This window comes from Chitinophaga sp. ARDCPP14 (assembly GCF_051362515.1).
GTDB lineage: Bacteria > Bacteroidota > Bacteroidia > Chitinophagales > Chitinophagaceae > Chitinophaga.
The window spans coordinates 67,207-90,465 of record NZ_JBKIXB010000012.1 but is presented as its reverse complement, the minus strand read 5'-3'; the positions used below and the strand labels follow the sequence as shown (position 1 = coordinate 90,465).

Genomic DNA, 23,259 nt, shown 5'->3' with positions numbered 1-23,259 from the left:
GAACGATTAAACGAACAATTATGATATTGCTGGTATTGATATTGATCCTTTTTGGCGCGGCGTTATTGTCGTGGGTGGTTGGCGTGAAAAGCCACGCTGCCAGCCGGTGGATAGCCCTATGCAGCCTGCTGGTGAACCTCGGCATTATCGCAGGGGTATGGATGGAGCATACGGGTAGCAGCAGCCGTTGGTGGTACCAGTTCCGGATGGACTGGGTGCCGCATTTCGGTATCAGCCTGCACCTGGCGATGGACGGTTTAAGTATGCTGATGCTGGCGCTGACATTTTTCCTGGGGGCGCTGGCGGTATTAATTTCCTGGAAGGAAATCCAAACGAGGGTGGGGTTCTTTCACTTTAACCTGTTGTTTGTGCTTTGTGGCATCACAGGCGTTTTCCTGACGATGGATCTTTTCCTGTTTTATTTTTTCTGGGAGATGATGCTGATCCCCATGTACTTCCTGATTGGTATCTGGGGACATGAACACCGGGAGTATGCGGCCAACAAGTTTTTCCTGTTCACACAGGCGGGAGGCTTGCTGATGCTGCTGGCAATACTCGGTCTTTACTTTGTGCATAAAGCTAACACTAATGTATATACGTTTAATTATTTTGAGCTGTTGAATACGCCTATGACGCCTTCTATGGAGCGATGGCTGATGCTGGGTTTCCTGATCGCCTTCCTGGTAAAGCTGCCGGCAGTACCTTTTCACACCTGGTTGCCGGATGCGCATACGGAAGCGCCTACTGCCGGCAGCGTGGTGCTGGCGGGCTTGTTACTGAAAACGGGCGCTTACGGTATCCTCCGGTTTGTGTTGCCGCTGTTTCCCACTGCCGCCGCAGACATAGCACCGGTGGCCATGTTGCTGGGCGTAATTGGTATCCTGTATGGGGGCATGCTGGCCTATGCGCAAACGGATTTTAAAAGGCTGATTGCCTACACCAGCGTAAGCCATATGGGCTTTGTACTGCTGGGCGCCTTCGCCCTGAATGAAATTGCTTACCAGGGCGTAGTGATGCAAATGATCACACATGGCATTAGTACAGGTGCGTTATTTATTATTGCGGGCGCGTTGTATGAGCGCATACATACCCGCAACCTCCGGCAAATGGGTGGGCTTTGGCTGCGGCTTCCCATGATGGGCAGCGCTGCCATGATTTTTGTGATGGCCTCTCTCGGGTTACCGGGATTAGGCAATTTCGTAGCGGAATTCCTGGTGTTGCTGGGTAGCTGGCAGGCCAGTCATGTGCTCACTATCCTGGCTACTATTGGCCTGGTGGTAGCAACGGCGTATTCGCTGCGTATTATGCAGAAAGTTTTCTTCGGTCCGTGCGACCGGCAATATGCCATGTCCGATCTGAACGGGCGTGAGCTGGTGATCATAATAGCATTGGTAATAGTGATATGCTGGCTGGGCTTCCATCCGCAACCGGTATTGAATACTTCCCAAAACATTGACTATGTCGTTCGCTGATTTTTTAAGTCTGGGGCCGCTGATCACCCTATGTGCTGCGGCAGTGATAGCCATGTTGCTGGTTGCAGCCTGGCGTAATCACCGCATCGTGTACAGCTTTTCCCTTCTTGCTTTTGGTATGGCGATGGCGGCGGTGATTCCTGCCATTAAGTATATTCCTCATCCCGTGCCACCGCTGCTGGTGATCGATGAGTTTTCACTCTTTAATTCCGGGTTGATCCTCGTGTCGGGGTTTATTATCCTGTTGTTGTCATTTAATTATTTTGAAGAAAGGGAAGAGCGGAAGGAAGAATACTACATTCTCCTGATCCTGGCTACTATCGGTGCTTTGGTGCTGGTGGTAAGCCGGCATTTTATGTCGCTGTTCCTCGGACTGGAAATACTAAGCATCAGTTTATACGGATTAATTGCGTACCTGCGTGCCCGTGAGCGGTCTGATGAAGCGGGGATTAAATACCTGATGCTGGCGGCGTTGTCGTCTGCTTTCCTGCTGTTTGGAATGGCGCTGGTGTATGCCTTTACAGGCCATATGGATTTCCCGGGAATAGGGGCAGCCTTACGTGAGGCGGGTTATTTGCCGGTGAGCGTGATGGCGGGTTTTGGTTTGATGCTGATAGGCGTGGGTTTTAAACTGGGCATTGTTCCTTTTCATATGTGGGCGCCGGATATTTATGAGGGCGCGCCGTTGCCGGTGGCGGCGTTTATTGCCACGGTTTCCAAGGGAGCCATGCTGGTGTTGCTGATCCGCTTTTACCAGGACATTCATGGGAACGACTACCCGATGTTGTGGTGGATAGTAGCTATTATTGCGGTAGCGTCTATGTTTGCGGGCAACTGGCTGGCACTCACACAGCAGAATATCAAACGTATCCTCGCCTATTCTTCTATTGCGCATATGGGTTACATCCTGGTTGCTTTTTTATCGGGTGTGCAAACCGGGCTGGAGGCGCTGGCATTTTACCTGGTAGCTTATTTTATTACAAGCATCGGCGCTTTTGGGGTGGTGATTGTAATGTCGAGCAGTTCGCAGGATGCGGAAACGATTGCTGATTACAGGGGGCTGTTCTGGCGTTATCCCTGGGTAGCCACCGTATTTACGGCGATGCTGTTATCGCTGGCGGGCATTCCGCTTACCGCCGGTTTTATCGGTAAGTTTTATGTGGTGCTGGCGGGCGTGGACGGGCACCAGTGGTTCCTGTTGTTTATGCTGGTGATTAACAGTGTGATCGGGTTGTATTACTATATCCGGCTGGTGGCGGCTATGTTTGCGGTGCCTGCAAAAGGGCAACAAACAACGGTGATACCGGCCCTGCCCATGGCCGGTAATATTACCCTGGTGATTTTAACCATACTGTTAATAGGGCTGGGTGTATATCCTACTGCTATGATGGCGCTGATTCAGCAAATGATGCGTATCCTGGTTTAACCTGCACGATTCTGTTCATCACTGGTACCGGTTTTTCTTTCGCGGGCCGCTTTAATGGTGGCACTGCCAAATTTATAGCTGAAAGAAAGGTTTACCGTGCGGAACTGCCAGGTATTGAAGATGCTCATGTTCAGGTTGGCAAATTCTGCGGCCCCGCGATAGCTTTCATTCCGCAGGATATTGTTATAGCTCAGTTTTACGGTGGCATTTTTATTCAGGAACATTTTCTGAACGCCCAGGTTCAGGTTATACTGTGCATAGCCCCTGAAAATCCCAAAAATAAAAGGCGAGTTATAGTAGCCCATTACTTCTACCTTAAAATCTTTCGGAAGAGTAATAGTATTTGTGCTGCTGATATAATAATTGAAGTTATACCGGTAATAAGGATCATTCGTTACGGGATCTTCAAAACGGTATTTGTTATAGGAGAAATCTGCGTTGTTGTCGCTGGTCCACCATTTTGTAAACTGGAAAGGCAGCGTAAACAGGATGCTGTAAATATCTGTTTTATCATAGTTGCGTTCCGTGCTGATGGAGGCTTTGGTACTGTCGTCCTGTGTAATGAATTCTTCCATCATATCTTTAATCCGGCTATAGCGGAAAGTGGCGATGTATTTGTCTTTGAACGTATAGGCAACTTCTGCGATGTTGCTGTATTGCGGCCGCAGGTAAGGATTCCCCCGGAAGTAGGTATACTTGTCCAGGTAAAACATAAATGGATTCAGCTGACCGTACTGCGGTCTTTCTATCCTGCGTGACATGGCCAGGCTCAGCTTATTTTTATCATTCAGCTTTTGCTCCACGTTGATGTTTGGAAAGAAGTCGACATAAGAGCGTTTCACATTTGTTCCGGTCGTAAAAGAAGTCCCGGTAGATTCGGTGTTCTCTACCCTCAGCCCCAGCTGCAGATTCGTTTTATGTATTTGTTTTTTGTAAGTGGCGTATGCGGCATAAATATTTTCCTGGTAGTTAAAGCGGTCGCTTAATCCGGGGGAAGGTTTATAGCCGCCATGAAACAGGGAGTCGAATTGCAATACGTTGGTGGTGGTAACGAAGCTGGTTTTAGCGCCGGCTTCCAGTTTACCTTCCTTGCCGAGCGGCCAGCTTACATCTGCTTTCAGGCTTTTGATAATTACCTGTGTACCTCCGGTGGTGCGGATGCTGTTGGGGTTGCGGTTCAACTGTGTTTTGGCGTCATACAGGCTGTCATTCAGCTGCATAAAGCGGTGGTTGTTGAACTGTGCATAGTCCCCATCAAAACTGATTTCCCTTCCGCCTGCAGTATCCAGGATCAGTTTGTAGTTGAGGTTAAGTGCAATGTTATCGAACTTGTTATTGTTGGTGGTAAGGGAGTTCACGGTGGAATCTGCCGGCATATTAACCCGGCCAAGGTCGGCATTGCTGTAGATCTGGTTACTGAAGGCGTTTTTATAGCCGTTGGCCAGTACGCCGATGGTTTGTTTATCAGTGATAAAGTAATCCATTCCTATTTTCAGGTAGTTATTTTTAAAGCGGTTACGCTGAAATATATTCTGCTGAAGATAGGTGGAGCTGCCATCGTTTTCCTTTACGTTCCGGCTGTATACGCGGGTAACCTGGCGGGGATAGTCGCCCTGGTCGAAATTACCGAACAGGTTGAATTTTTCCGTTCTCCAGTTAACATTACCGGAAATACCATAGCGGCCGTATCTCGACTGGGTAAGGGTAGCATTCACGTTACCATTTATCCCGGTCATTTTTCCTTTTTTAGTTTTTATGTTGATGATACCGCCGTTACCGGAGGCATCGTATTTAGCAGAAGGACTGGTTAATATTTCAATGGAAGCAATGCTTTCTCCGGGTGTTGTTTTCAGGAGATTGGTTAATTGTTCGCCACTGAGGTAGGTCAGTTTGCCATCGATCATTACCGTAACGCTTTGCCCCTTCAGGGTTACGTTTTCGTTGTTATCCACCTGTACTCCCGGTGCGCGGCGGAGCAGGTCCAGCGCGGTATTGCCGGCGGCGCTCACGCTGTTCTCGATGTTCATGACTGTTTTCCCGGCAGAACTTTCAATAAAAGGTTTCTGGGCGGTTACATTCACGGCCTGGAGGTTTTTGCCTAAAGTGTTCAGGCGGATGGTATCCAGGGTAACGTTTTTATGAGCGGCGTTGAGTTGAAATGTTTTGCTGTAGGTGGTGTTGTATCCCATCTGGGAGGCCTGGATGAAATAATGGCCAAAGGCTATTTTTTCAAAGGCACAACTGCCGTTGGTAGTGGTCAGTTCTCCTTTTACGAGGGAAGAATCTTTGATATTCCTCACCATTACGCTGGTAAAGGGGAGCGGCTTGCCTTCATGGTCTGTAATTGTCAGTGTAATTTTTCCTGTGGAATTGGATTGTTGTGCCAGGGTAGCGTGCACACCAATAAAAAGCATTCCCAGGGCTACGATGATTGTTCTCATACTATCGTTTCCGTTGTAAATTTTCTCAAAAGCTAGTACCAAAAAAGGGGGTCTGTTATTTCCTGCTGCAGTTTTCCTGGTAGTATTGAAGCGCCGATCTTAAAACATCCTGTATTTTGCCGAGGGGCATCTCTGTTGTTTTATTCATCATACACGACGATGGGGTAGTGGGACAAGCAGGTGTTTCCCTGAAATATCCCAGGGTGATCAGGTAAATAGGCAATTCATCCGGGTTGCTGGCGGAAAGGTAGCCACGGTTGACCATTTTCCCTCCGCATGCTATGATCAGCATCACCACGGTACTCAGGCTTAAAACGATAGCAACTTTTTTCATACCACATTTTTACTAAAGACGAACGGGTACGAAAAAAGTTGCACGAAGGGTGATAATATTTTTACTGGATAAATTTATCTTTTCCAGAGACGCTGTATGGTGGCGGTTGAACGTTGTTCTAATAATATTGTGTGACCGTCGCTGAGTTCTTCGAGTAGGCCGGTTTGGTAATAACGAACGGTAAGCAGCTCCAGTCCTTCGTTGTAAACGATTTTAAACTGCTCGTGGAGCGTTTTGATCAGGAGTTCTATCTTCTCCGGGTTATTATCTATACAGCAGGAGAAATTGATGGCTCCGTTCTGCATCAGGTTAATTTTCACCTTCAGCCCGTGGAAGATCTCATAGATGTCGCTGATCTTATCTTCTGTGATAAAAGAGTAGTCTTTAGAGGTAATATTCAGCAACACCTGGTTCTTTTTCAGCACAATGATAGGAGGCAGCAGTTTTACATCTGCGGTTTCCCTGATGATGGTGCCGGGCAGGTTTTTATCCAGGAAACATTTCACCAGCAGGGGGATCTGTTTGTTCTGCAGTGGTTTAATGGTTTTCGGGTGGATCACCTGGGCGCCATAGTAGGCCATTTCTATCACTTCGCTGTAGCTGATCTCCGGTATATTCACGGTGTTGGGGAACAGTTTTGGATCGGCATTTTTCAATCCTTCCACATCTTTCCAGATGGTTTGGCTTTCGGCATCGAGCATATTGGCGAAAACGGCGGCGGAGTAATCGCTGCCTTCCCGGCCCAGGGTAACGCTTTCGTTCTGGTCGGTGCTGCCAATAAAGCCTTGTGTAATCACAATATTGGTGTTGTTGAACAGGGGAACCACTTTTTCGGTTACCTGCCGCTGGGTATAGATCCAGTCGATATTAGCGTCGCGGAAGTTGTCGTCTGTACGGAAAATATCTCTCACATCCAGCCAGGTATTGTGGATACCCACGCTGTTAAAGAAGGCGCTTACAATAGAGGTACTCAGCAGTTCACCCAGGCTCACCAACTGATCGTAATAGTAATCATAGGTGCGCAGGGGTTTTTCGCCCAGTGTCCATTCAGCTTCGGTGAAAAACTGCTGCAGTTGGATAAATAATGGATGATCCTTTGTTCCCAGCAAGGCTTCGGCTACATTCACATGTTGCTCCTCGATGTTAAAGAGAAGCTGCGCGGCAATTTCCCGTTTGCGCAGGAAAAAGTTTTGTGCTACTTTCTCCAGCTCATTGGTTGTTTTAGCCATGGCAGAAATAACAATGAGGAGTTTTTCGTCCGGAAATGACTGTACAATCTGAGCCACCTGCCGGATACGTTCAACACTTTCTAAACTTGCGCCACCAAACTTGAAAACCTTCATATGATAGTTTATCTTCTTTTAAAAAATTATTCGGCAAAGTAAGACAAGTTTAGAATTGTTTTAAAATCTGTTTGCAGATAAATGACAGTTCCGTTAAAATAGTTTCAATTGACTAAATTCGCCCATACAACCTAACGTTATGAATCTTAAGCAAAAAGTAATGACACTGGATGAATTTACTATCCAGGAGTTACGGAATTACCCGGGAGCCACCGGTCAGTTATCCGGTTTACTGCGTGATATCGGCCTCGCTGCTAAAAGGGTAAATGTGGAAGTAAATAAAGCCGGTATTGCCGACATCCTGGGAGAAGCCGGCCGGACCAACGTGCAGGGCGAATCAGTAAAGAAACTGGATGAATTTGCCAATGAGCAGTTCATTGATTCACTGGAAACCAGTATTTACTGCTGTGGCGTGGCTTCAGAAGAAAATGAAAACTTTATTCCTTTTCATGATGAGCATTCCAAAAAATCGAAATACGTGGTGTTACTGGATCCCCTGGATGGTTCCAGCAATATAGATGTGAATGTATCTATCGGTACCATTTTCTCGGTGTACCGCCGGCTTACGCCGGAGGGCTCTGAATGTGAACTGGAGGATTTCCTGCAGCCGGGCACCAAGCAGATTGCCGCCGGGTATATTATTTATGGTTCCTCTACCATGATGGTATATGCTACCCGCCGCAGCGTGCAGGGCTTCACCCTGGACCCGTCTATCGGGGAGTTCTGCCTGTCGCACCCCAACCTGAAATGTCCGCCCGACAGCGATATTTTCTCTGTTAATGTGGGTTATTACCACCTATACGAGCAGAAAATCCGTAAATCGATCGATCATTTTATGGCGAGGAATGAAAATGACCGTATTTACCGCCACCGGTTTGTGGGCTGTATGGTGGCCGAAATACACCGTACCCTTATCCAGGGTGGTATTTTCATGTACCCGGCTTTTGGTAAGTACCCGGCAGGCCGGTTAAGGCTTTGTTATGAGTGCAATCCTATGTCGTTTATCATGGAAAAGGCGGGCGGCGTGGCCATGGCCAACGGTAAACAGCGGCTCCTGGAGTTGAAACCGGTACAGCTGCACCAGCGGATGGCCATCTTTATAGGGTCCAAAACAATGATGGATACCTGGCAGCGGATCATGAACGAGTAGGCTTAAAAAAATATTACAAAAAACGGTGTATAGCGGATACAAAATGTCCATTATACACCGTTTTTAATTTCTGGCACCCGGCTTGCTAAACCTGGCCTGGTTTTAATAGTCATATTAGTACTCTTTATTCATTTTTAATTATTAACCATTTTATTTCTATGTCGATTTTGAAGAACCAGCGGATCATTGCATTATTAGTCGCCCTGTTGGCCGTTTTCCAGGTTAGCGCGTGCTCACGTGCCACTCATGCGGCAGACAGCAGTAATGCAGGTGCCAGCATGGATGACCAGATTCTTTACTACACCAACAAGTTCCGTCAGTCCAAAGGGCTGAAGCCTTTACAGCTGGATGCCACCATCAGCCAGCAGGCCCGCCGCCACAGCCGGGATATGGCCAACGGCAGCACAGGTTTTGGTCATGAGGGATTTGAAGAACGCGTAGCCAACGTATCCAAAAAGATGGGCCGCGTAGCCAGCGCCGCTGAAAACGTAGCTTATGGCACTCTCGACGCCGAAGCCGTGGTAAATGGATGGATCAAGAGCCCGGGGCACCGCAAAAATATGCTGGGCGATTATACGCTCATTGGTATCGGCACCGCCGATAAGGGGAGGATTACCTTCTTTACGCAGGTGTTTATCAAGCAATAATTGAAACGAAGGGGACAGCCACCGGCCGTCCCCTTCGTTCAGAGGCTCTTTTTTTTCGCATTCTTTCTGTAATTTGGCCCCATGGAAAAGAAAAAGATCATTGAGGTAAGCAACCTGGTAAAAAAATACGGGGAGTTTACCGCGGTAAAAGGAATCAGCTTTGAGGTGTTTGAAGGAGAGATCTTTGGCCTGCTGGGCCCCAACGGCGCCGGTAAATCCACTACCCTGGAAATTATTGAAACCCTCCGGGAAAAAACAGCCGGCAAAGTGATGGTGGGAGGTTATGACCTCGACAAAGACCCCAACGATATTAAAAAGATCATCGGCGTACAGCTCCAGAGTTCCGGCTATTACCCCGGACTAAATCTCACAGAACTCATAGAAATGTTTGGCGGCCTTTATAACCAGCCCGTGGAGCCCATGAAGCTCCTGGGGATGTTTAACCTGGAAGATAAAGCCAAAGCAAAATTCAAAGAACTTTCCGGTGGCCAGAAACAACGGTTTTCCATTGCCACTACGCTCATCAATAAACCACAGATCATTTTCCTGGATGAACCCACTACCGGCCTGGATCCACAGGCCCGCCGCAACTTGTGGGAGCTGATCCAGCAGGTGAGGAGCCAGGGTACCACCGTGGTAATCACCACCCATTATATGGATGAAGCAGAATTCCTCTGCGACCGTTGCGCTATCGTCGACAGCGGTCTTATTATCGCTATCGACTCGCCCGATGCATTGATTGATAAACTGGTATCTTCCGGTTTTGAAAGAAAGAAGGAGGTGAAGAAAGCGAACCTGGAAGATGTATTCATTCATCTCACGGGGAAAGACTTACGCGAAGAATAAACCAACACCTAACGGATGGAATCACTGAAATATCCTATTGGCCGCTTTGAAGCATTGCCGGACTACACACCGGAAATGTTGCGGGGATTTATTAACGACATCCGCTATTTGCCCCAGCTGGTGGAAATCGCCGTGCAGCAACTGGACGAATACCAGCTGCAAACGCCTTACCGCCCGGATGGGTGGACAGTAGCGCAGGTGGTACACCACCTGGCCGACAGCCATATGAACGGATACACCCGCATGAAGCTGGCCCTCACAGAAGAACAGCCGGTTATAAAACCTTACGAGGAACAACTATGGGCGGAACTTCCTGATGTGAAGTTTACACCCATAAACGTATCTATCACCCTGCTGCATGCCCTGCATAACCGCTGGGTAAGTTTGATGGAGCACTTATCGGATGCCGACTGGGAACGTACTTTTGTACATCCTGCCAATGGCACCAGTCATCATTTAAAAACCCATGCCGCCAATTACGCCTGGCATGGTAAACATCACCTGGAGCATATCCTGCGCCTGAAAGAACGAATGGATTGGTAAAGCATTGTTATTATGAATATGGACTGGAAATTACTGTCATCGGAATACCTTTTTAAAGATGCCTGGCTTACGGCGCGTATCGATACCTGCGAAACGCCCGCAGGTAAAATTGTGGCGCCTTATTACGTACTGGAGTATAGCAACTGGGTAAACGGTGTGGCGATTCGTGAAGACGGGCAGGTAATCATGATCCGGCAGTTCCGGCAGGGAGTAGGCAAAACGTTGCTGGAAATTCCTGGCGGCACGATGGACCCCACAGATCCGGATCCTTTATTTGCCATGAAACGCGAGATGTTGGAAGAAACCGGGTACGCATTTAAGGAATGGGTGTCGCTTGGCACCATTGCGCCTAATACGGCTTCCAGCAACAACTACACGCATATGTTCCTGGCAACGGGAGGGGTAAAGGTACAGGAACAGGAATTGGATCACAACGAAGATATTGAAGTGGTGATTATGCCGCTGGAAGAACTACAGCAACTGTTACTGGATAACAAAATAGTACACAGTTTGCACACCACCTGTATCTTTTACGCGTTGCTGTATCTCGGTAAAATGACGATGAAATAACTTACATCACTTCTGCTACAATAAAAAAGCTGCCACAAACGAGGATCATATCATCCGGCTGGGCATGTTGCCTGGCCGCCTGCAGCGCCGCCTGAACAGTTGGGTAAGCATGGCCCTGTAACCCGCTGACCGCCGCCATTTCAGCCAGTGCTACTTCGTCCAATGCACGGGGGATCTGTGCTTTGCAGAAATAATAATGCGCCGTAGGCGGGAATAATGGCAGCACTTTTTCTACTTCCTTATCTTTCACAAATCCTACTACAATATGTAACTGCTGGAAGTTAACATGTCCGAGCTGCTGCATCACTTCGCGGATGCCGGCTTCGTTGTGGCCTACATCCAGTACAGTGAGCGGATGCCGCTGTATTACTTCCCAGCGGCCTCTCAGGCCGGTCAGTTTCTTTACGTGGGAAAGGGCGTGGCTGATGTGATCCCAGGTGATATGCCAGCCTTTTTGCTGTAATATTTTTACGGCCGACAATACGCCCATTACATTTTTTTCCTGGTACTGACCGGTCAGATCCAGTTGTAAACGGCGCATCTGCTGTTGTCGTGTATCCAGTAACGTTATAGTAAAGTGATTGCTTTCAATGGCGCCGGAAGCTTCCATCCATTCCTGGTCTGCGAAGTGAATGGGGGCATTCAGCGCGTTGGCGGTATTAATAAACACGTCCTGTACTTCAGACTGTGTTTCGCTGATCACTACCGGTACACCGGCTTTGATGATGCCTGCTTTTTCACTGGCAATCTGCGGGAGTGTATCGCCGAGAATATTTTTATGATCGTAGCTGATATTGGTGATCAGCGACAGTTCGGGCGTAATGACGTTGGTGCTGTCCAGCCGGCCGCCGAGGCCCACTTCAATGATGGCAATGTCTACTGCTTCCTGCTGGAAGTAGCGGAATGCCATGGCAACGGTGAGTTCAAAAAAAGAGGGTTGGATGTCGGCAATATGCCCGCGCATCTGTTCTGTGAAATTAACTACAAAATTTTCCGGAACCATTTGCCCGTTGATGCGGATACGCTCCCTGAAATCCAGGAGGTGGGGGGAAGTATAAAGTCCTGTTTTGTAGCCGGCCTGTTGGAAAATGGCTGCCAGCATATGGCTGGAAGAGCCTTTGCCGTTGGTACCGGCTACGTGTATGGTTTTAAAGCTGTGTTGCGGTTGGTTCAGCTGATCCAGTAATGCAATGGTATTATGCAGGTCTGTTTTAAACGCACTGGCGCCCACTCTGGTAAACATGGGCAGCTGTGCATAGAGATAGTCCAGCGTTTCTTTGTAAGAGGCCATATTAATAATTATTAACCACCGGGCAATCCAACTGGCGGTTACGCTTCTTAAAGAGCCCACCGCCCTCACCCCGTTCGAACATGCTTGAATTTAAGCGCAAAGCTACAAAAGCATTTGCACGATCGACATGTTTTTGAAAGAGGTTGGTGAAAATTGTGCTGGAGCCAATCAGGAGGGGACCTATGCGGATACCCGCTCCTACATCGGCCTGGCCGTTACGGTTAATAGTGAATGGCATATAGGCGCCAAAAAGGTAGGTTTCATACCGTGGCGTAATATTAAACTGTGTTAGTGCATATGTTTTGGAGATATCGCGGTTGCCGGCGGTTAATGCAATAACCGCATGTGCGCTGATAAAAAAGCGGCTGTCGATATTATAATCACCCATCAGGTTGAGCGCCGTGGGCAGCATCATATTGAAAGTAGAATCGGTGCCCAGTGGCGTAAAATAATTGTTGAGCCGGCGGGCGTATTGCTGCAGACTTTCATTTTTCTTATACTGCACATCCTTTGGTACTACATTGTCTTTTACCAGGCTGAGGTCCGTGTTAATAGGCGCTTTGGTATATTTTATCCTGCCGATGTCGGTAATGGAAGCGCCTATACGAAATTTATAGTCATCTGCATCAGAGCCTTCAGAGGCGCCAAAGCCGCCGTTGTCGGGGCGGTATTCGTAGATCACGCCGATGTCTGCACCGATACCGTTGTTATGGAATAACTGGAGGTTTTTTTGTGCGGGCGACTGCCAGTCGTCCATTTCTTTATTATAGCCATAATAGAGGGTACCACTGGTAATAGTGGCACTTTTTGATGAGTTTAGCCTGAAGTCAACGCCCTTAACAGCAGCGTAACCCGCAGCCACGCCACTGAGCAGTTTCAGTGTAACGCCGGCTTTCCACCGGCCGCTGTAAGTTTCTTTGATGGTGCGTGCATAACTGAAGCCCAGTTCATGCCATACATGCGAGGAAACGCCTGCACGCGGAATGCTTAAATTGGTGTTGATATAACCTGGATTTGGGAAATCCACCCCAAAGAAATTGGCGATGGGGGTCGTGAAATTACCGCCGCTACTGCTGCTGCGCATACGCCATACAAAGGAAACAGACTGTTTTTCATCAATAGCATATAATACAGAAGGTAGTGCAATTTCCGCCATTTGCCAGCCCATTTGTTTCCTGTTGGCGCCTTCATCGAGGAAATAATCCTGGTTGCGTTTCAGCGTATCAGGAATATTAAACAGCAATGATTTCGGAACGCTCACATAAGTGTTGCCGGCATTTACATCCGCACCTATAATATTTACATCCCATTTATAGCGATAGCCGGCAGCGCTGGCCGGGTTGGAGAATACACCATAAATACCCGCGTAGTTACTGTTATTGTAACCCGGGAAAGTTTGAGCCACAGCGGCCTGCATCAGCACGAGCAATATTGCGGTGCCGGAAAAGATACGGTTAAGTTTTACAATCATCGTTGGCGATAAAAAATAGGTTCCTCGAAATGACACAAAAAAATTGCTCTTGTCAGTTGTTGCAATCATAGGTAAAGATGATGTAGGAACGACAGATTTCTGGATGAAGCTATGCTGTTCCGGATCAGTTCCTGGTCCGGTAAATAAAACAGCCTCTTTTAAAATCTGTATATATTACGCTGCTTATTCTGCTTTGAAAAAGAAGCGGATCACTCCGAACTGTTCTTCTGGTGCATCCGGGTTGGCATTGTATTTCAGTTGTCCGCTGGAGGCAGCCTTTTTGGCAATCTCAATCAGGCGGGGGTTACTGATAGTAGATCCTTTCATACTAAAAGTGGCAGATGTCACATTTCCCTTTTGATCTACTTTTATATTGATGGCTACATAGCCTGTTTCAGTGCCGTCGTAAGTAACCTGTGGCCTGCCGATAAGGCTTCTTCCATTGAGGTGGAAATCGGAGCGTCCGCCGCCGAGTCCACCGCCCGTATATCCGCCGCCGTTAGGGTTACCCCCCAGTTGACCGCGATCGCCGGGTTTGCCGGTATTACCTTCTCCTGTGGCATTATTGGAGCCATTGGCGCTGTTACCGCTATTGGCACTGTTGCCGGTACCGCCTGAAAACACCGCCTTTGGTTTTGGTGCGGGTGGTGTGGGCGCCGGTGGCGTTTCTGCAGGTTTCTTTGTTGGCTTAACAGGTTTTGGTTCTAATTTCTTTGGAATCTCTTTAGGTTTCTCAACAGGTTTTTCCGGTTTTTTTATTTCCGGGGCCTCTTCTTCATCCTGGGTAGCAATATCCTGCTGAGGTTCAGTGTTGGCCGGAGCGGTAGCAGCCGGACTTTCAGCTGCTGCTGGTTCTGGCGCTGCAGCACTGGGCGGATTAGGGTTCAATGGTTGTTCGTCGCCCATGCCATCATCGGATGTGCCAAGGTTTACTTCCATGCCAAGATCCTGATCCGGTAAGGGCGGAGGTGCAGAAAAACCGGTAAATACCAGCGCTACTAACAGCAATGCATGCACGCCGATAGTGATTCCTAAAGCCTGTATATTTTTTTTACCGTTTTTTTCCTCCATGATAACCTTATTGAGTGCCTGTTCAGACCAAAGTTAATGTTTTGATCCAGAAAAAATAATCGCTCATCAAAAGATGAATTCCGGATCTTTGCAAAAACTGTGCTGTTAATCCAATTATCGTAAATTATTTTTCACCGATTTTATGAACCTGGCCAGACAAACGATCCGTCTTTACCAAAATGCCTATACTGGTCTTGCTCCTGCTACCTGGTGGCTCTCGCTTGTATTGCTGATCAACAGGAGCGGAACGATGGTCATTCCCTTTATGACCGTATATCTTACACAACATCTTCATTTCAGTATTGCCCAGGCAGGCCTGGTTATGGCCTGTTTTGGTACCGGTGCCATTGTTGGCGCCCTGCTGGGCGGATGGCTGTCTGATAAGATCGGTTTCTACCAGGTACAGTTCTGGAGTCTTTTCTCTAACGGATTATTATTCATTTTATTGGGTCAGATGCGCACCTTTGAGCAAATATGTATCTGCGTATTTGTAATGAGTTCTGTGGGAGATGCCTTCCGGCCGGCCAACAGCATTGCTATTGCCGCCTACAGTTCGCCGGAAAACCGGACCCGGTCGTACGCCCTGAACCGGCTGGCGGTGAACCTGGGTTGGTCAGTAGGTCCTGCTATCGGCGGTATCCTTGCCAGTTTCAGTTACCAGCTGCTTTTCTGGGTAGACGGGTTCACCTGTATGCTGGCGGCCATCCTGATGCGGATTTTCCTGCCGCCGGTACCTGCGCCGCCAAAGGCTGCCAAGGCAGCCGTAAAAGCGGAAGAGAAGGTATGGAGGGATCATATTTACCTGTGGTTCCTGCTTTTTGCCACCGTAAATGCCATCTGCCTGTTCCAGTTTTCCAGCATTGTGCCGTTATATTTTAAAGAAGTGATGCACCTGGAAGAGTGGGCTATTGGTCTGAATATGTCTGTTAACGGGATCCTGATTGCGCTGGTGGAAATGGTAATGGTGTACCGCCTCGACGGGAAAATGCCTAACCTGTCCTTTGTGGCCCGCGGCGCCATGATGGTTTGCTTGTCCTATATGTTACTTTGTTTCCTGCCGCCGGTATGGGCATTGGCAGTAGTATTTATGGTGGTGATCACCTTCGGTGAAATGTTTTGCCTCCCCTTTATGAACAGTTTCTGGATCGGCAGGAGCCTGGACCATAACCGCGGACAGTATGCCGCGTTGTATACCATTTCGTATTCGCTGGCCAATATTGTATCGCCCACAACGGGGGCGTTTGTGGTGCAGCATCTTGGGTTTAGGCCGTGGTGGGGGATTACAGCGCTGGGGTGCATATTGTCGGGCGGCGGTTTTTTGTGGTTGCAGCAAAAAATAGGGACGGGCAGAAAACAAATCAATGGATGATATTGTCCAACACTTTACCATTATTGCCACATAATTGCTAATTTTGCAGGTAAATTAGTAATATTGGTTAATGAAAGTAATTCAATTTACTGTCCCCGTTGCCGATGAAGGTGCTGTAGTCATACAGGAAGATATCCTCCCTTACTTTTATAATTACCTGCATCGTCACAAAGAGGCGCAGGTAACACTTATTATAAAGGGAGAAGGCACCCTGATTGCCGGAAACTATACCCAACCTTTCAAGGCCGGAGATATTTATGTGATTGGCGCCAACCAGCCCCATATGTTTAAAGGGGATGCGCGGTATTTCGAAAATTTACAGGAGAAGAATATCCACGCCATCCATATCTTTTTCGATCATGAACATGCATTACAGGGCTTATTTTCCCTGAAAGAAATGGAGGCGGTAAGAAAGTTCCTGCAACTCAGCGCCAACAGTTTGCAACTGCCGGCCGAATACGCAGAAAAAACAGCTGCCGATATATTAAAGATCTCCCGGCTCAGCGGCGCCGAAAGGTTGCTGGCGTTTGTGGGCATGCTGGTATATTTCTCTAAACAGGTGAAGGATTGGAAGTCGTTATCCACGGGGTTTTCCAGGCAATCTTACAGCGAGTCGGAAGGACTGCGGATGAATGATATTTACCAATATACGCTGGAGCATTATGCGGAGAATATTTCGCTGGGACAAATTGCCGGCGTGGCGCATCTTACTACTTATGCTTTTTGCAAATACTTTAAAAAACATACCCGCAAAACCTACCTTGAATTTCTGAATGAGATCAGGATCAATGTGGCGTGCAAGAATATTATTAACGGTGACTTCGACAGTATTGCAGCAGTGGCCTATGCTACCGGGTATAACAACCCGATTACTTTTAACCGGGTATTCCGGAAGGTAACGGGAATGTCGCCTTCGGCGTATGCAAGGCAATACCGCTTTGCGGAAGAACTAAAGTAAGTTAAACGAAAAAGGCTGACCATCGCGGTCAGCCTTTTTTAATATAAAGAGTTCTATTCTCAGTGAGCGAAGTCGCTCATATAATCGCCCGTAATACGCTCCATCGGAGGATTAAAGTAACCGAACTTCAGATCCGGGAATTCCTCATGGATCAGTTCCTGCAGCTGTTTTACCCCTAAGCATTCGCCCGTTTCCGTTACGCCCAGTTTACCGAGGTACCAGTCGGGATCAATATTGAAATTACGCCACTGGATCATATTCAACCCTGTTTCCCTGATCAGTTTACGCAGCGCTTCATATTCATCTGCGCTATCGGTCATGCCCGGAAATACGAAGTAGTTGATCGAGGTCCAGCCGCCGAATTCACGCACTACTTTCAGGCTTTCGATGATATCTTCAAAAACGTAGTTGTTAGGGCGGTAATACGGGGTGTAATATTTTTCCTGTGCGGAGTTCAGGCTTACGCGGATACTATTCAGGCCTGCTTCACACAGGGCTCTTACCGCATCCGGTTTACTGCCGTTGGTATTGATATTGATGCTGCCTTTAGGCGTGTGTTTGCGTATTTCCAGGATGGATTCGCGGATGGTTTCCCACATCAGCAGTGGTTCGCCTTCACAGCCCTGTCCGAAGCTTACGATAGGGAAGGGGGCCGATTCCAGGTGAGGTACGGTGTACTCCACAATTTCTTCCGCGGTTGGTTTAAAGCGGAGGCGGTCCTGCGTGGAAACAATGCTTTCTTCTTCCGGCTGGAATGAAATGCAGCCCACGCAATTGGCATTACATGCAGGAGAGGAAGGAATAGGGCACTCCCATCTTCCCATAAAATAATTACGGGCAGCAGGACACTCATAGGTGAGCGCGCAATTTTCCGCGAGATGCTGTACCAGCCTGTTATGCGGGTATGCTTCCACCAGGGTTTTTACGCCCTGTTTCACTTTTTTATCGTCAAAGCCCGCGCATTCCTGGCGGATATCTGCTTCAATGCGGGTGGCGGGCACATAAAACTTACCATCCAGCCAGCCTACTGCGGTGTAGCAAAACAGCGGCAGGGTAGGCGCATCCGGCATGGTTTCGTAGGCAGCCAGGTAAAAACCGGTATGCGCCGGCGGTATGAATGCGGCTACGGCCCATCCTTTATCACAAAGCTGCATATCGCCGGTGGCGGCGTTGATGCCAATACCACGGCGGCCGGGCAACTCATACAAATTACCTCCTTCCGGTAATTCAATCCATTCGTCTGCTTCTACCGGCCATGCATCCCAGCCGCTGCGGCCGGTTACATACAGGGTGGTATCTTCAAAAATATTACCGTTACCGTCTGAGTATAATATGTAAGGTGTTTGTTTTAGCATTTTCTGTTTTTATATACTGTTATTGCACCCTGCTCCGGAAGAAGTTATTCAGTGCTTCCCTTTGTTCGTTGCCTGGTTCATCCAGTATTTCGAGTTGCAGGATCTTGTTGTTCTTAAAGTCTATTGTGAGCAGATCGTTCCGCAAAATTACGTTATTCAGTTCGTTCCAGCCAACCAGCCTTTTTGAAAAGGTGGTAGGAAGGGTAATTCCGGTGGTATCCATCTTTACATACGATGGCTGGAAAATACGGTGTTCCATCCAGCCTACGTAGGCGAGCCCGGCGCCTACCAGGAACAGCAGTAATGCGGTAACCGGGTTGAGGTGCGACAGGAAATACAAACTGCCGGTAAAGCAGATGAGCGCTTCTATCATCCGTGCGACGGTATTGGCTTCGGTGAATTTCTTAAACCTTCTCATGGTAAAAGGAAAGCCGATGCACAATACACCTACTACCAGGAAAAAAAACGCCAGGAACCAGTTCGGCTGCGGACTGCGGTAAATACCGATCGCATTAAACAGGAACAGTATGCCCGTAAGCCCATGCATAACCGGTAATAACCGGATTCTGCTGGAGGTATTCGGATGCAGGATGCGCAAACTATGCATGAACAGGAATGTGAGATTAAGAATTGGAACTGATCAACAGGTTACAAAGTTTGAACAACACACGGGCGCCTACGTTGGCATCCCATTCGTCGTGTGAAGTGCTTACTTCGTTCAAATCAAAACCGATCAGTTTCCGGCCGCTGTCCAGCACCCGTTTGAAGAGATAATATATTTGTTCCGCCTCAAACCCGCCGGGTACCGGGGTACCGGTATGGGGGCATAATTTCGGATCCAGTCCGTCGATATCAAAACTGATGTATACCTGTTGAGGTAAGTTGTCTACAATGCTGTCGCAGATAGCTTTCCAGGATTCTCCCTCAAATTGTCTTTCCTTGATCTGTTTATCGAAGAAGGTTACTACGCGGCCTTCACTATTATTTACGTAATCCACTTCTTCTTCGCAATAGTCGCGGATACCTACCTGTACCAGTTTAGAGAGCTGCGGCACTTCTGCCAGGGCATTAAACATGATAGAGGCGTGGGAGTATTTGAATCCTTCATATGCATCGCGGAGATCGCAGTGTGCATCGATCTGGAGGATACCAAACTCGCCCTTGTGTTCACCAATGGCTTTGAAGAAGCCGAGTGGCGTACTGTGGTCGCCGCCTACCAAACCTACCAGCTTGCCTTTTTCCAGGAGCGATTTGGTTTGGATGTACACCCACTCATTCATGGCCCTGGTACCGTTACTTACATCTACCAGTGTTTTTTTCAGGAATTCATTTTCAGAAATATCTCCCCCTTCGGTCAGGAATTTCAGGTACAGTTCTGCTTCCTTGCGCAGGTAATCGCTGCGGAGCAGGAGGTGCTTGTCTGGTTCCCGCATGTAGAAACCCTGTTTCCAGCCGTCTTTTACATCTGCGTCGTACAGGTCTACCTGGAAGGAAGCCCTGAAGATACGTTCCGGGCCGCGGGCCGTACCATTGTTATAGGAAACGGTCACTTCCCAGGGAACAGGTAATAATACCAGTCTTGCCTCTTCTTCGGAAAAAGGTAAACCAAAAACGTTGTTGGACAGCAGGCCAACCGAGTTAGGGTCAAATTGAGATAAATCTGCCATGATAAAGTCGTACTTTTCTAAATTCCGCGCAAAGATAGGATTCTGTTTACTTACAGCCGTCCTTCTCCTAAAAAGAATTACCTTTTATATAAAATTTGTCGGAAGAAGGTCATTTTCACTTAATTTTGCCGATTAATCGGAAACAAATAAAGTACGGCAAAAGGAGAGGAGTTGTTGAAGTCGCGCTGGTAAAGGGTTTTTGCAGCTTGTGTCTAATCAATAGGGAAGATAATTTTCATATGAAAAAAACAAATATTATTCTGCTGGTGGTAATTGCGGTGGCAATTGGAGTGATAGTGACTATGGTGGGTGATTTCAGCACCTATGAAACTTTTGCAACAGCCCGCGAGAAAGAAGGGAAAGAGTTCCATGTGATTGGTAAACTCGATACCTTAAAAGCGATGAACTACGATCCAACTAAAGATGCCAACCTGTTCAGCTTCTACGTCCACGATAAAACGGGGGAATCCCATAAAGTAGTTTTCTACGGCGCAAAACCTACCGACTTTGAAAAGGCCGAATCCATTGTACTCACCGGTAAAATGGAAGGCACTGAGTTTCACTGCAGCAAAATACTGATGAAATGTCCTTCCAAGTATAAGGACGACCAGGTTGCAGTGAGCAACAAACAGATATAATTAGCTATATGTATATGATTGTCGCCGTCGGATGATCAATGCCACAATATTCACATCTCTCAGAGGAATTTTATGAAGTTTGTAGGGGAACATTTACTGCCGGGCCAACTAGGCCACTTCTTTGCCATACTGGCATTTGTAGCATCTATGGTAGCCACCGTGGCTTATTATAATGTAGTTAAAGGAAAAGAACCGCTGATCAGGGATTCGTGGAAACGACTGGCGCGCTGGTCTTTCGTTATACAGTCGGCTGCCGTAATCGGCGTATTCAGCTGCCTCTACTTTATCCTGTATAATCACTATTTCGAATATAAATACGCATGGCGCAATACTTCCCGCGACCTGCCTATCCAATACCTGTTATCCAGCCTCTGGTCCGACCAGGAAGGCAGCTTCCTGCTGTGGAGCATCTGGAACAGCATCCTGGGGATTTTCCTGATCCGCACTTCCAAAAACTGGGAAGCGCCGGTAATGACGATCTTCTCCCTTGCACAGCTGATCATGGCCAGCATGTTGCTGGGTATTTTCATCCTGGGCTATAAAGTGGGCAGCAATCCTTTCATGCTGTTGAGGGAAGCGCCTGAAAACCAACTGGCGCCTATCTTCCAGACAGCTGACTATATGCAGCATATCCACGACGGAAACGGTTTGAATGTAACGTTGCAGAACTACTGGATGGTGATTCACCCGCCGGTATTGTTCCTGGGTTTTGCTTCTATGATCATTCCGTTTGCTTTTGCATTTGCCGGGTTATGGACAAAAGATTACACCGGCTGGGTAAAACCGGTACAGCCCTGGGGTTTGTTTGCCATAATGATGCTGGGAACCGGTATTATGATGGGCGCTGCCTGGGCCTATGAATCGCTCAACTTTGGTGGTTACTGGGCATGGGACCCTGTAGAAAATGCATCACTGGTGCCGTGGCTGACCATGGTGGCGGGCGTGCACACACTCCTGGCGTATAAAGCCACCGGGCACTCGCTGAAATCTACCTTCTTCTTCTTCTTTATTTCCTACGTGCTGATCCTGTACTCCTCTTTCTTAACAAAGAGCGGCGTACTGGGCGATACTTCCGTACACTCCTTTACCGATATGGGCATGAGCGCACAGCTGCTGATTTCCATGCTGGTGTTCACTGTGCCGGCCATCGCCCTGCTGATTGTACGCAGAAAAGAAATCCCTTCCGTAAAGAAAGAAGAGAACAGCTACTCGCGTGAGTTCTGGCTGTTTGTAGGTTCCCTGATCCTGCTGATTGCAGCCATCCAGATTACCTTCACTACTTCTATTCCGGTATGGAATAAATTACTGAGCCTCACCGGGCTGAAGTCTGCGTTCAACATGAACGATATTGCGCCGCCGTCTGACAGTATATTCCACTACAACAAAATCCAGATCTGGATTGCGATTGTACTGGGTGTATTAACGGCGATTGTGCAGTTTATGCGGTACAAGGATACTCCCCGCGGCGAAATCACGAAGAAACTGCTGATACCTACTATCGTAGCGCTCTTATTAACCGGGCTGGTGGCCTGGAAAGGCACTATTACCTACGATACTTACGGCGCCGGTTTCCTTACTGCTATTTACCTGATGTTGTTTGCCAGCATTTATGCGATTGTAGGCAACTTCTTTTATATTTTCTCCGGCCTGAAAGGCAAAATCAAAAATGCAGGCGCTTCTGTTGCGCATATCGGTTTTGGGATGGTGTTGCTGGGCGTGCTGATTTCCTCCGCCAAAATGGAAGTGATTTCACTGGACCGCATGAAGATGCTGGGCGATGGTATTTTTACAAAGGAAAGCAAACAGAATCCGCGGGAGAATATTATGCTGCCAAAGGATGTGCCGGTGGAAATGGGCGACTATCATGTTACCTATACCGGCGATTCCGTAGCGCAGGGAGATCCCAAAACGTATTATGTAGTGCATTATGAGAAAAAGGATAAACAAACCGGCAAGGCGCTGGAGCGTTTCACCCTTTACCCGGATGCGTTTGTGAATAAAAAGGAAAATGCGCTGTCGTCCAACCCGGCTTCCAGGCATTACCTCACGAAGGACATTTTCACCTACGTATCTGCCGCACCTAACCGCGAAGAAGCCGCCAAAGAAGATACCACACCTTATGTTACCCATGAAATGAAACAGGGCGATTCGGTGTTCTTCTCCAAAGGATTTATTGTGCTGAAAGGATTAAACACCAAACCGGAAAGCCGCAATTACATTCCGCAGAATGGCGACCTGGCCGTAGGAGCAGAGCTGGAGGTATATACGCAAACAGATGATCATTTTAAACTGCAGCCGATCTATTTTATCCGCGACAGCAGCTACCAATACAGCGTGGAAGACACCCTGGCGCCACTGGGACTGAATGTACGGTTCTCGAAGATTATGCCGGCGGAGAATAAAATAGAGCTGAAGGTAAAAGAAGCGTCGGGCTTCAGCGATTACATCGTGATGAAAGCGCTGATATTCCCTTATATCAACGTGTTATGGCTGGGAATCATTATTACGGTGATTGGTACCGCCATGAGTATTTATCAGAAAGTAAGAAGAAGATAACCTCCGGATATTTTTTTGAAAGAATCCTTCAATGGCGTTGCTGTTGAAGGATTTTTTCTTGGTTAAATCACCAGCCGGGCAGCGCCATTTCAGAATTCTTATCTACATTTA

At 47.8% G+C, this 23,259-nt stretch carries 20 protein-coding genes; 11 read left to right on the top strand and 9 right to left on the bottom strand.

What is annotated here, in order from left to right; genetic code table 11:
• The first annotated feature begins 20 nt into the window (after positions 1-20).
• Together nuoM and ACLHR0_RS26585 are read left to right on the top strand one after the other, a co-directional pair.
• Positions 21-1,472: an NADH-quinone oxidoreductase subunit M gene (gene nuoM / locus ACLHR0_RS26590; RefSeq protein WP_436490744.1), complete on the top strand. Its 1,452-nt coding sequence runs from the start codon at positions 21-23 to the stop codon at positions 1,470-1,472.
• Complete coding sequence (locus ACLHR0_RS26585) at positions 1,459-2,898, top strand: NADH-quinone oxidoreductase subunit N (RefSeq protein ID WP_370911357.1); 1,440 nt, start codon at positions 1,459-1,461, stop codon at positions 2,896-2,898. The genes nuoM and ACLHR0_RS26585 overlap by 14 nt, the downstream gene beginning before the upstream one ends.
• Here ACLHR0_RS26585 and ACLHR0_RS26580 read toward each other — a convergent pair.
• The 3 genes from ACLHR0_RS26580 to ACLHR0_RS26570 form a co-directional block, all read right to left on the bottom strand.
• Positions 2,895-5,339: an outer membrane beta-barrel protein gene (locus ACLHR0_RS26580; protein ID WP_436490742.1), complete on the bottom strand. Its 2,445-nt coding sequence runs from the start codon at positions 5,337-5,339 to the stop codon at positions 2,895-2,897. The genes ACLHR0_RS26585 and ACLHR0_RS26580 overlap by 4 nt on opposite strands.
• 55 nt (positions 5,340-5,394) lie before the next feature.
• The gene (locus ACLHR0_RS26575) at positions 5,395-5,673 is read right to left on the bottom strand and encodes a hypothetical protein (RefSeq protein WP_429046690.1); all 279 of its coding nucleotides are present in this window, start codon (positions 5,671-5,673) and stop codon (positions 5,395-5,397) included.
• A gap of 74 nt (positions 5,674-5,747) precedes the next feature.
• On the bottom strand, positions 5,748-7,016 hold the full coding sequence (locus tag ACLHR0_RS26570) for an aspartate kinase (protein ID WP_436490740.1): 1,269 nt from the start codon (positions 7,014-7,016) through the stop codon (positions 5,748-5,750).
• A gap of 139 nt (positions 7,017-7,155) precedes the next feature.
• Here ACLHR0_RS26570 and fbp point away from each other — a divergent pair, with 139 nt between their 5' ends.
• The 5 genes from fbp to ACLHR0_RS26545 all read left to right on the top strand — a co-directional run bounded on the left by fbp (position 7,156) and on the right by ACLHR0_RS26545 (position 10,772).
• A complete protein-coding gene (gene fbp, locus ACLHR0_RS26565) occupies positions 7,156-8,166 on the top strand; it encodes a class 1 fructose-bisphosphatase (protein WP_429046692.1) in 1,011 nt (336 codons plus the stop codon).
• 158 nt (positions 8,167-8,324) lie between these two features.
• Positions 8,325-8,813: a CAP domain-containing protein gene (locus ACLHR0_RS26560; RefSeq protein WP_200817195.1), complete on the top strand. Its 489-nt coding sequence runs from the start codon at positions 8,325-8,327 to the stop codon at positions 8,811-8,813.
• Between the two features lie 81 nt (positions 8,814-8,894).
• A complete protein-coding gene (locus tag ACLHR0_RS26555) occupies positions 8,895-9,659 on the top strand; it encodes an ABC transporter ATP-binding protein (RefSeq protein WP_079468105.1) in 765 nt (254 codons plus the stop codon).
• 15 nt (positions 9,660-9,674) lie between these two features.
• Entirely contained in the window at positions 9,675-10,202 is a 528-nt protein-coding gene (locus ACLHR0_RS26550; protein ID WP_429046693.1) for a YfiT family bacillithiol transferase, read from the top strand.
• Positions 10,203-10,214: 12 nt separating this feature from the next.
• Complete coding sequence (locus tag ACLHR0_RS26545; RefSeq protein ID WP_436490737.1) at positions 10,215-10,772, top strand: NUDIX hydrolase; 558 nt, start codon at positions 10,215-10,217, stop codon at positions 10,770-10,772.
• A 1-nt stretch (position 10,773) separates the two neighbouring features.
• Here ACLHR0_RS26545 and ACLHR0_RS26540 read toward each other — a convergent pair whose 3' ends face one another.
• The 3 genes from ACLHR0_RS26540 to ACLHR0_RS26530 form a co-directional block, all read right to left on the bottom strand.
• Complete coding sequence (locus ACLHR0_RS26540) at positions 10,774-12,063, bottom strand: bifunctional folylpolyglutamate synthase/dihydrofolate synthase (protein ID WP_436490735.1); 1,290 nt, start codon at positions 12,061-12,063, stop codon at positions 10,774-10,776.
• Between the two features lies 1 nt (position 12,064).
• Positions 12,065-13,534, bottom strand: a complete 1,470-nt coding sequence (locus ACLHR0_RS26535) for a DUF5723 family protein (RefSeq protein WP_429046697.1) — start codon at positions 13,532-13,534, stop codon at positions 12,065-12,067.
• A 183-nt stretch (positions 13,535-13,717) separates the two neighbouring features.
• Positions 13,718-14,605 (bottom strand): hypothetical protein, encoded by an 888-nt coding sequence (locus ACLHR0_RS26530; RefSeq protein ID WP_370911366.1) that lies wholly within the window; start codon positions 14,603-14,605, stop codon positions 13,718-13,720.
• A gap of 142 nt (positions 14,606-14,747) precedes the next feature.
• Between ACLHR0_RS26530 and ACLHR0_RS26525 the strand changes: the two genes are divergently transcribed.
• Complete coding sequence (locus tag ACLHR0_RS26525) at positions 14,748-15,974, top strand: MFS transporter (protein WP_436490733.1); 1,227 nt, start codon at positions 14,748-14,750, stop codon at positions 15,972-15,974.
• 70 nt (positions 15,975-16,044) lie between these two features.
• Positions 16,045-16,932 (top strand): AraC family transcriptional regulator, encoded by an 888-nt coding sequence (locus tag ACLHR0_RS26520; RefSeq protein WP_370911368.1) that lies wholly within the window; start codon positions 16,045-16,047, stop codon positions 16,930-16,932.
• Positions 16,933-16,991: 59 nt separating this feature from the next.
• Here ACLHR0_RS26520 and ACLHR0_RS26515 read toward each other — a convergent pair whose 3' ends face one another.
• From ACLHR0_RS26515 to ACLHR0_RS26505, 3 genes are read right to left on the bottom strand one after another with little or no spacing between them, the layout of a single operon-like run.
• Positions 16,992-18,287, bottom strand: coding sequence for a radical SAM protein (locus ACLHR0_RS26515; RefSeq protein ID WP_370911371.1), 1,296 nt, complete (start codon positions 18,285-18,287; stop codon positions 16,992-16,994).
• Positions 18,288-18,306: 19 nt separating this feature from the next.
• Positions 18,307-18,894, bottom strand: coding sequence for a hypothetical protein (locus tag ACLHR0_RS26510; protein WP_429046699.1), 588 nt, complete (start codon positions 18,892-18,894; stop codon positions 18,307-18,309).
• 16 nt (positions 18,895-18,910) lie between these two features.
• Positions 18,911-19,954 carry an agmatinase family protein gene (locus ACLHR0_RS26505; RefSeq protein WP_429046700.1) on the bottom strand — a complete coding sequence of 348 codons (1,044 nt, stop codon included), beginning with the start codon at positions 19,952-19,954 and terminating at the stop codon, positions 18,911-18,913.
• Between the two features lie 239 nt (positions 19,955-20,193).
• Between ACLHR0_RS26505 and ACLHR0_RS26500 the strand changes: the two genes are divergently transcribed.
• Together ACLHR0_RS26500 and ccsA are read left to right on the top strand one after the other, a co-directional pair.
• Complete coding sequence (locus ACLHR0_RS26500) at positions 20,194-20,592, top strand: cytochrome c maturation protein CcmE domain-containing protein (protein ID WP_370911374.1); 399 nt, start codon at positions 20,194-20,196, stop codon at positions 20,590-20,592.
• Between the two features lie 72 nt (positions 20,593-20,664).
• Positions 20,665-23,148 carry a cytochrome c biogenesis protein CcsA gene (gene ccsA / locus ACLHR0_RS26495; protein WP_436490729.1) on the top strand — a complete coding sequence of 828 codons (2,484 nt, stop codon included), beginning with the start codon at positions 20,665-20,667 and terminating at the stop codon, positions 23,146-23,148.
• Positions 23,149-23,259: the final 111 nt, after the last annotated feature.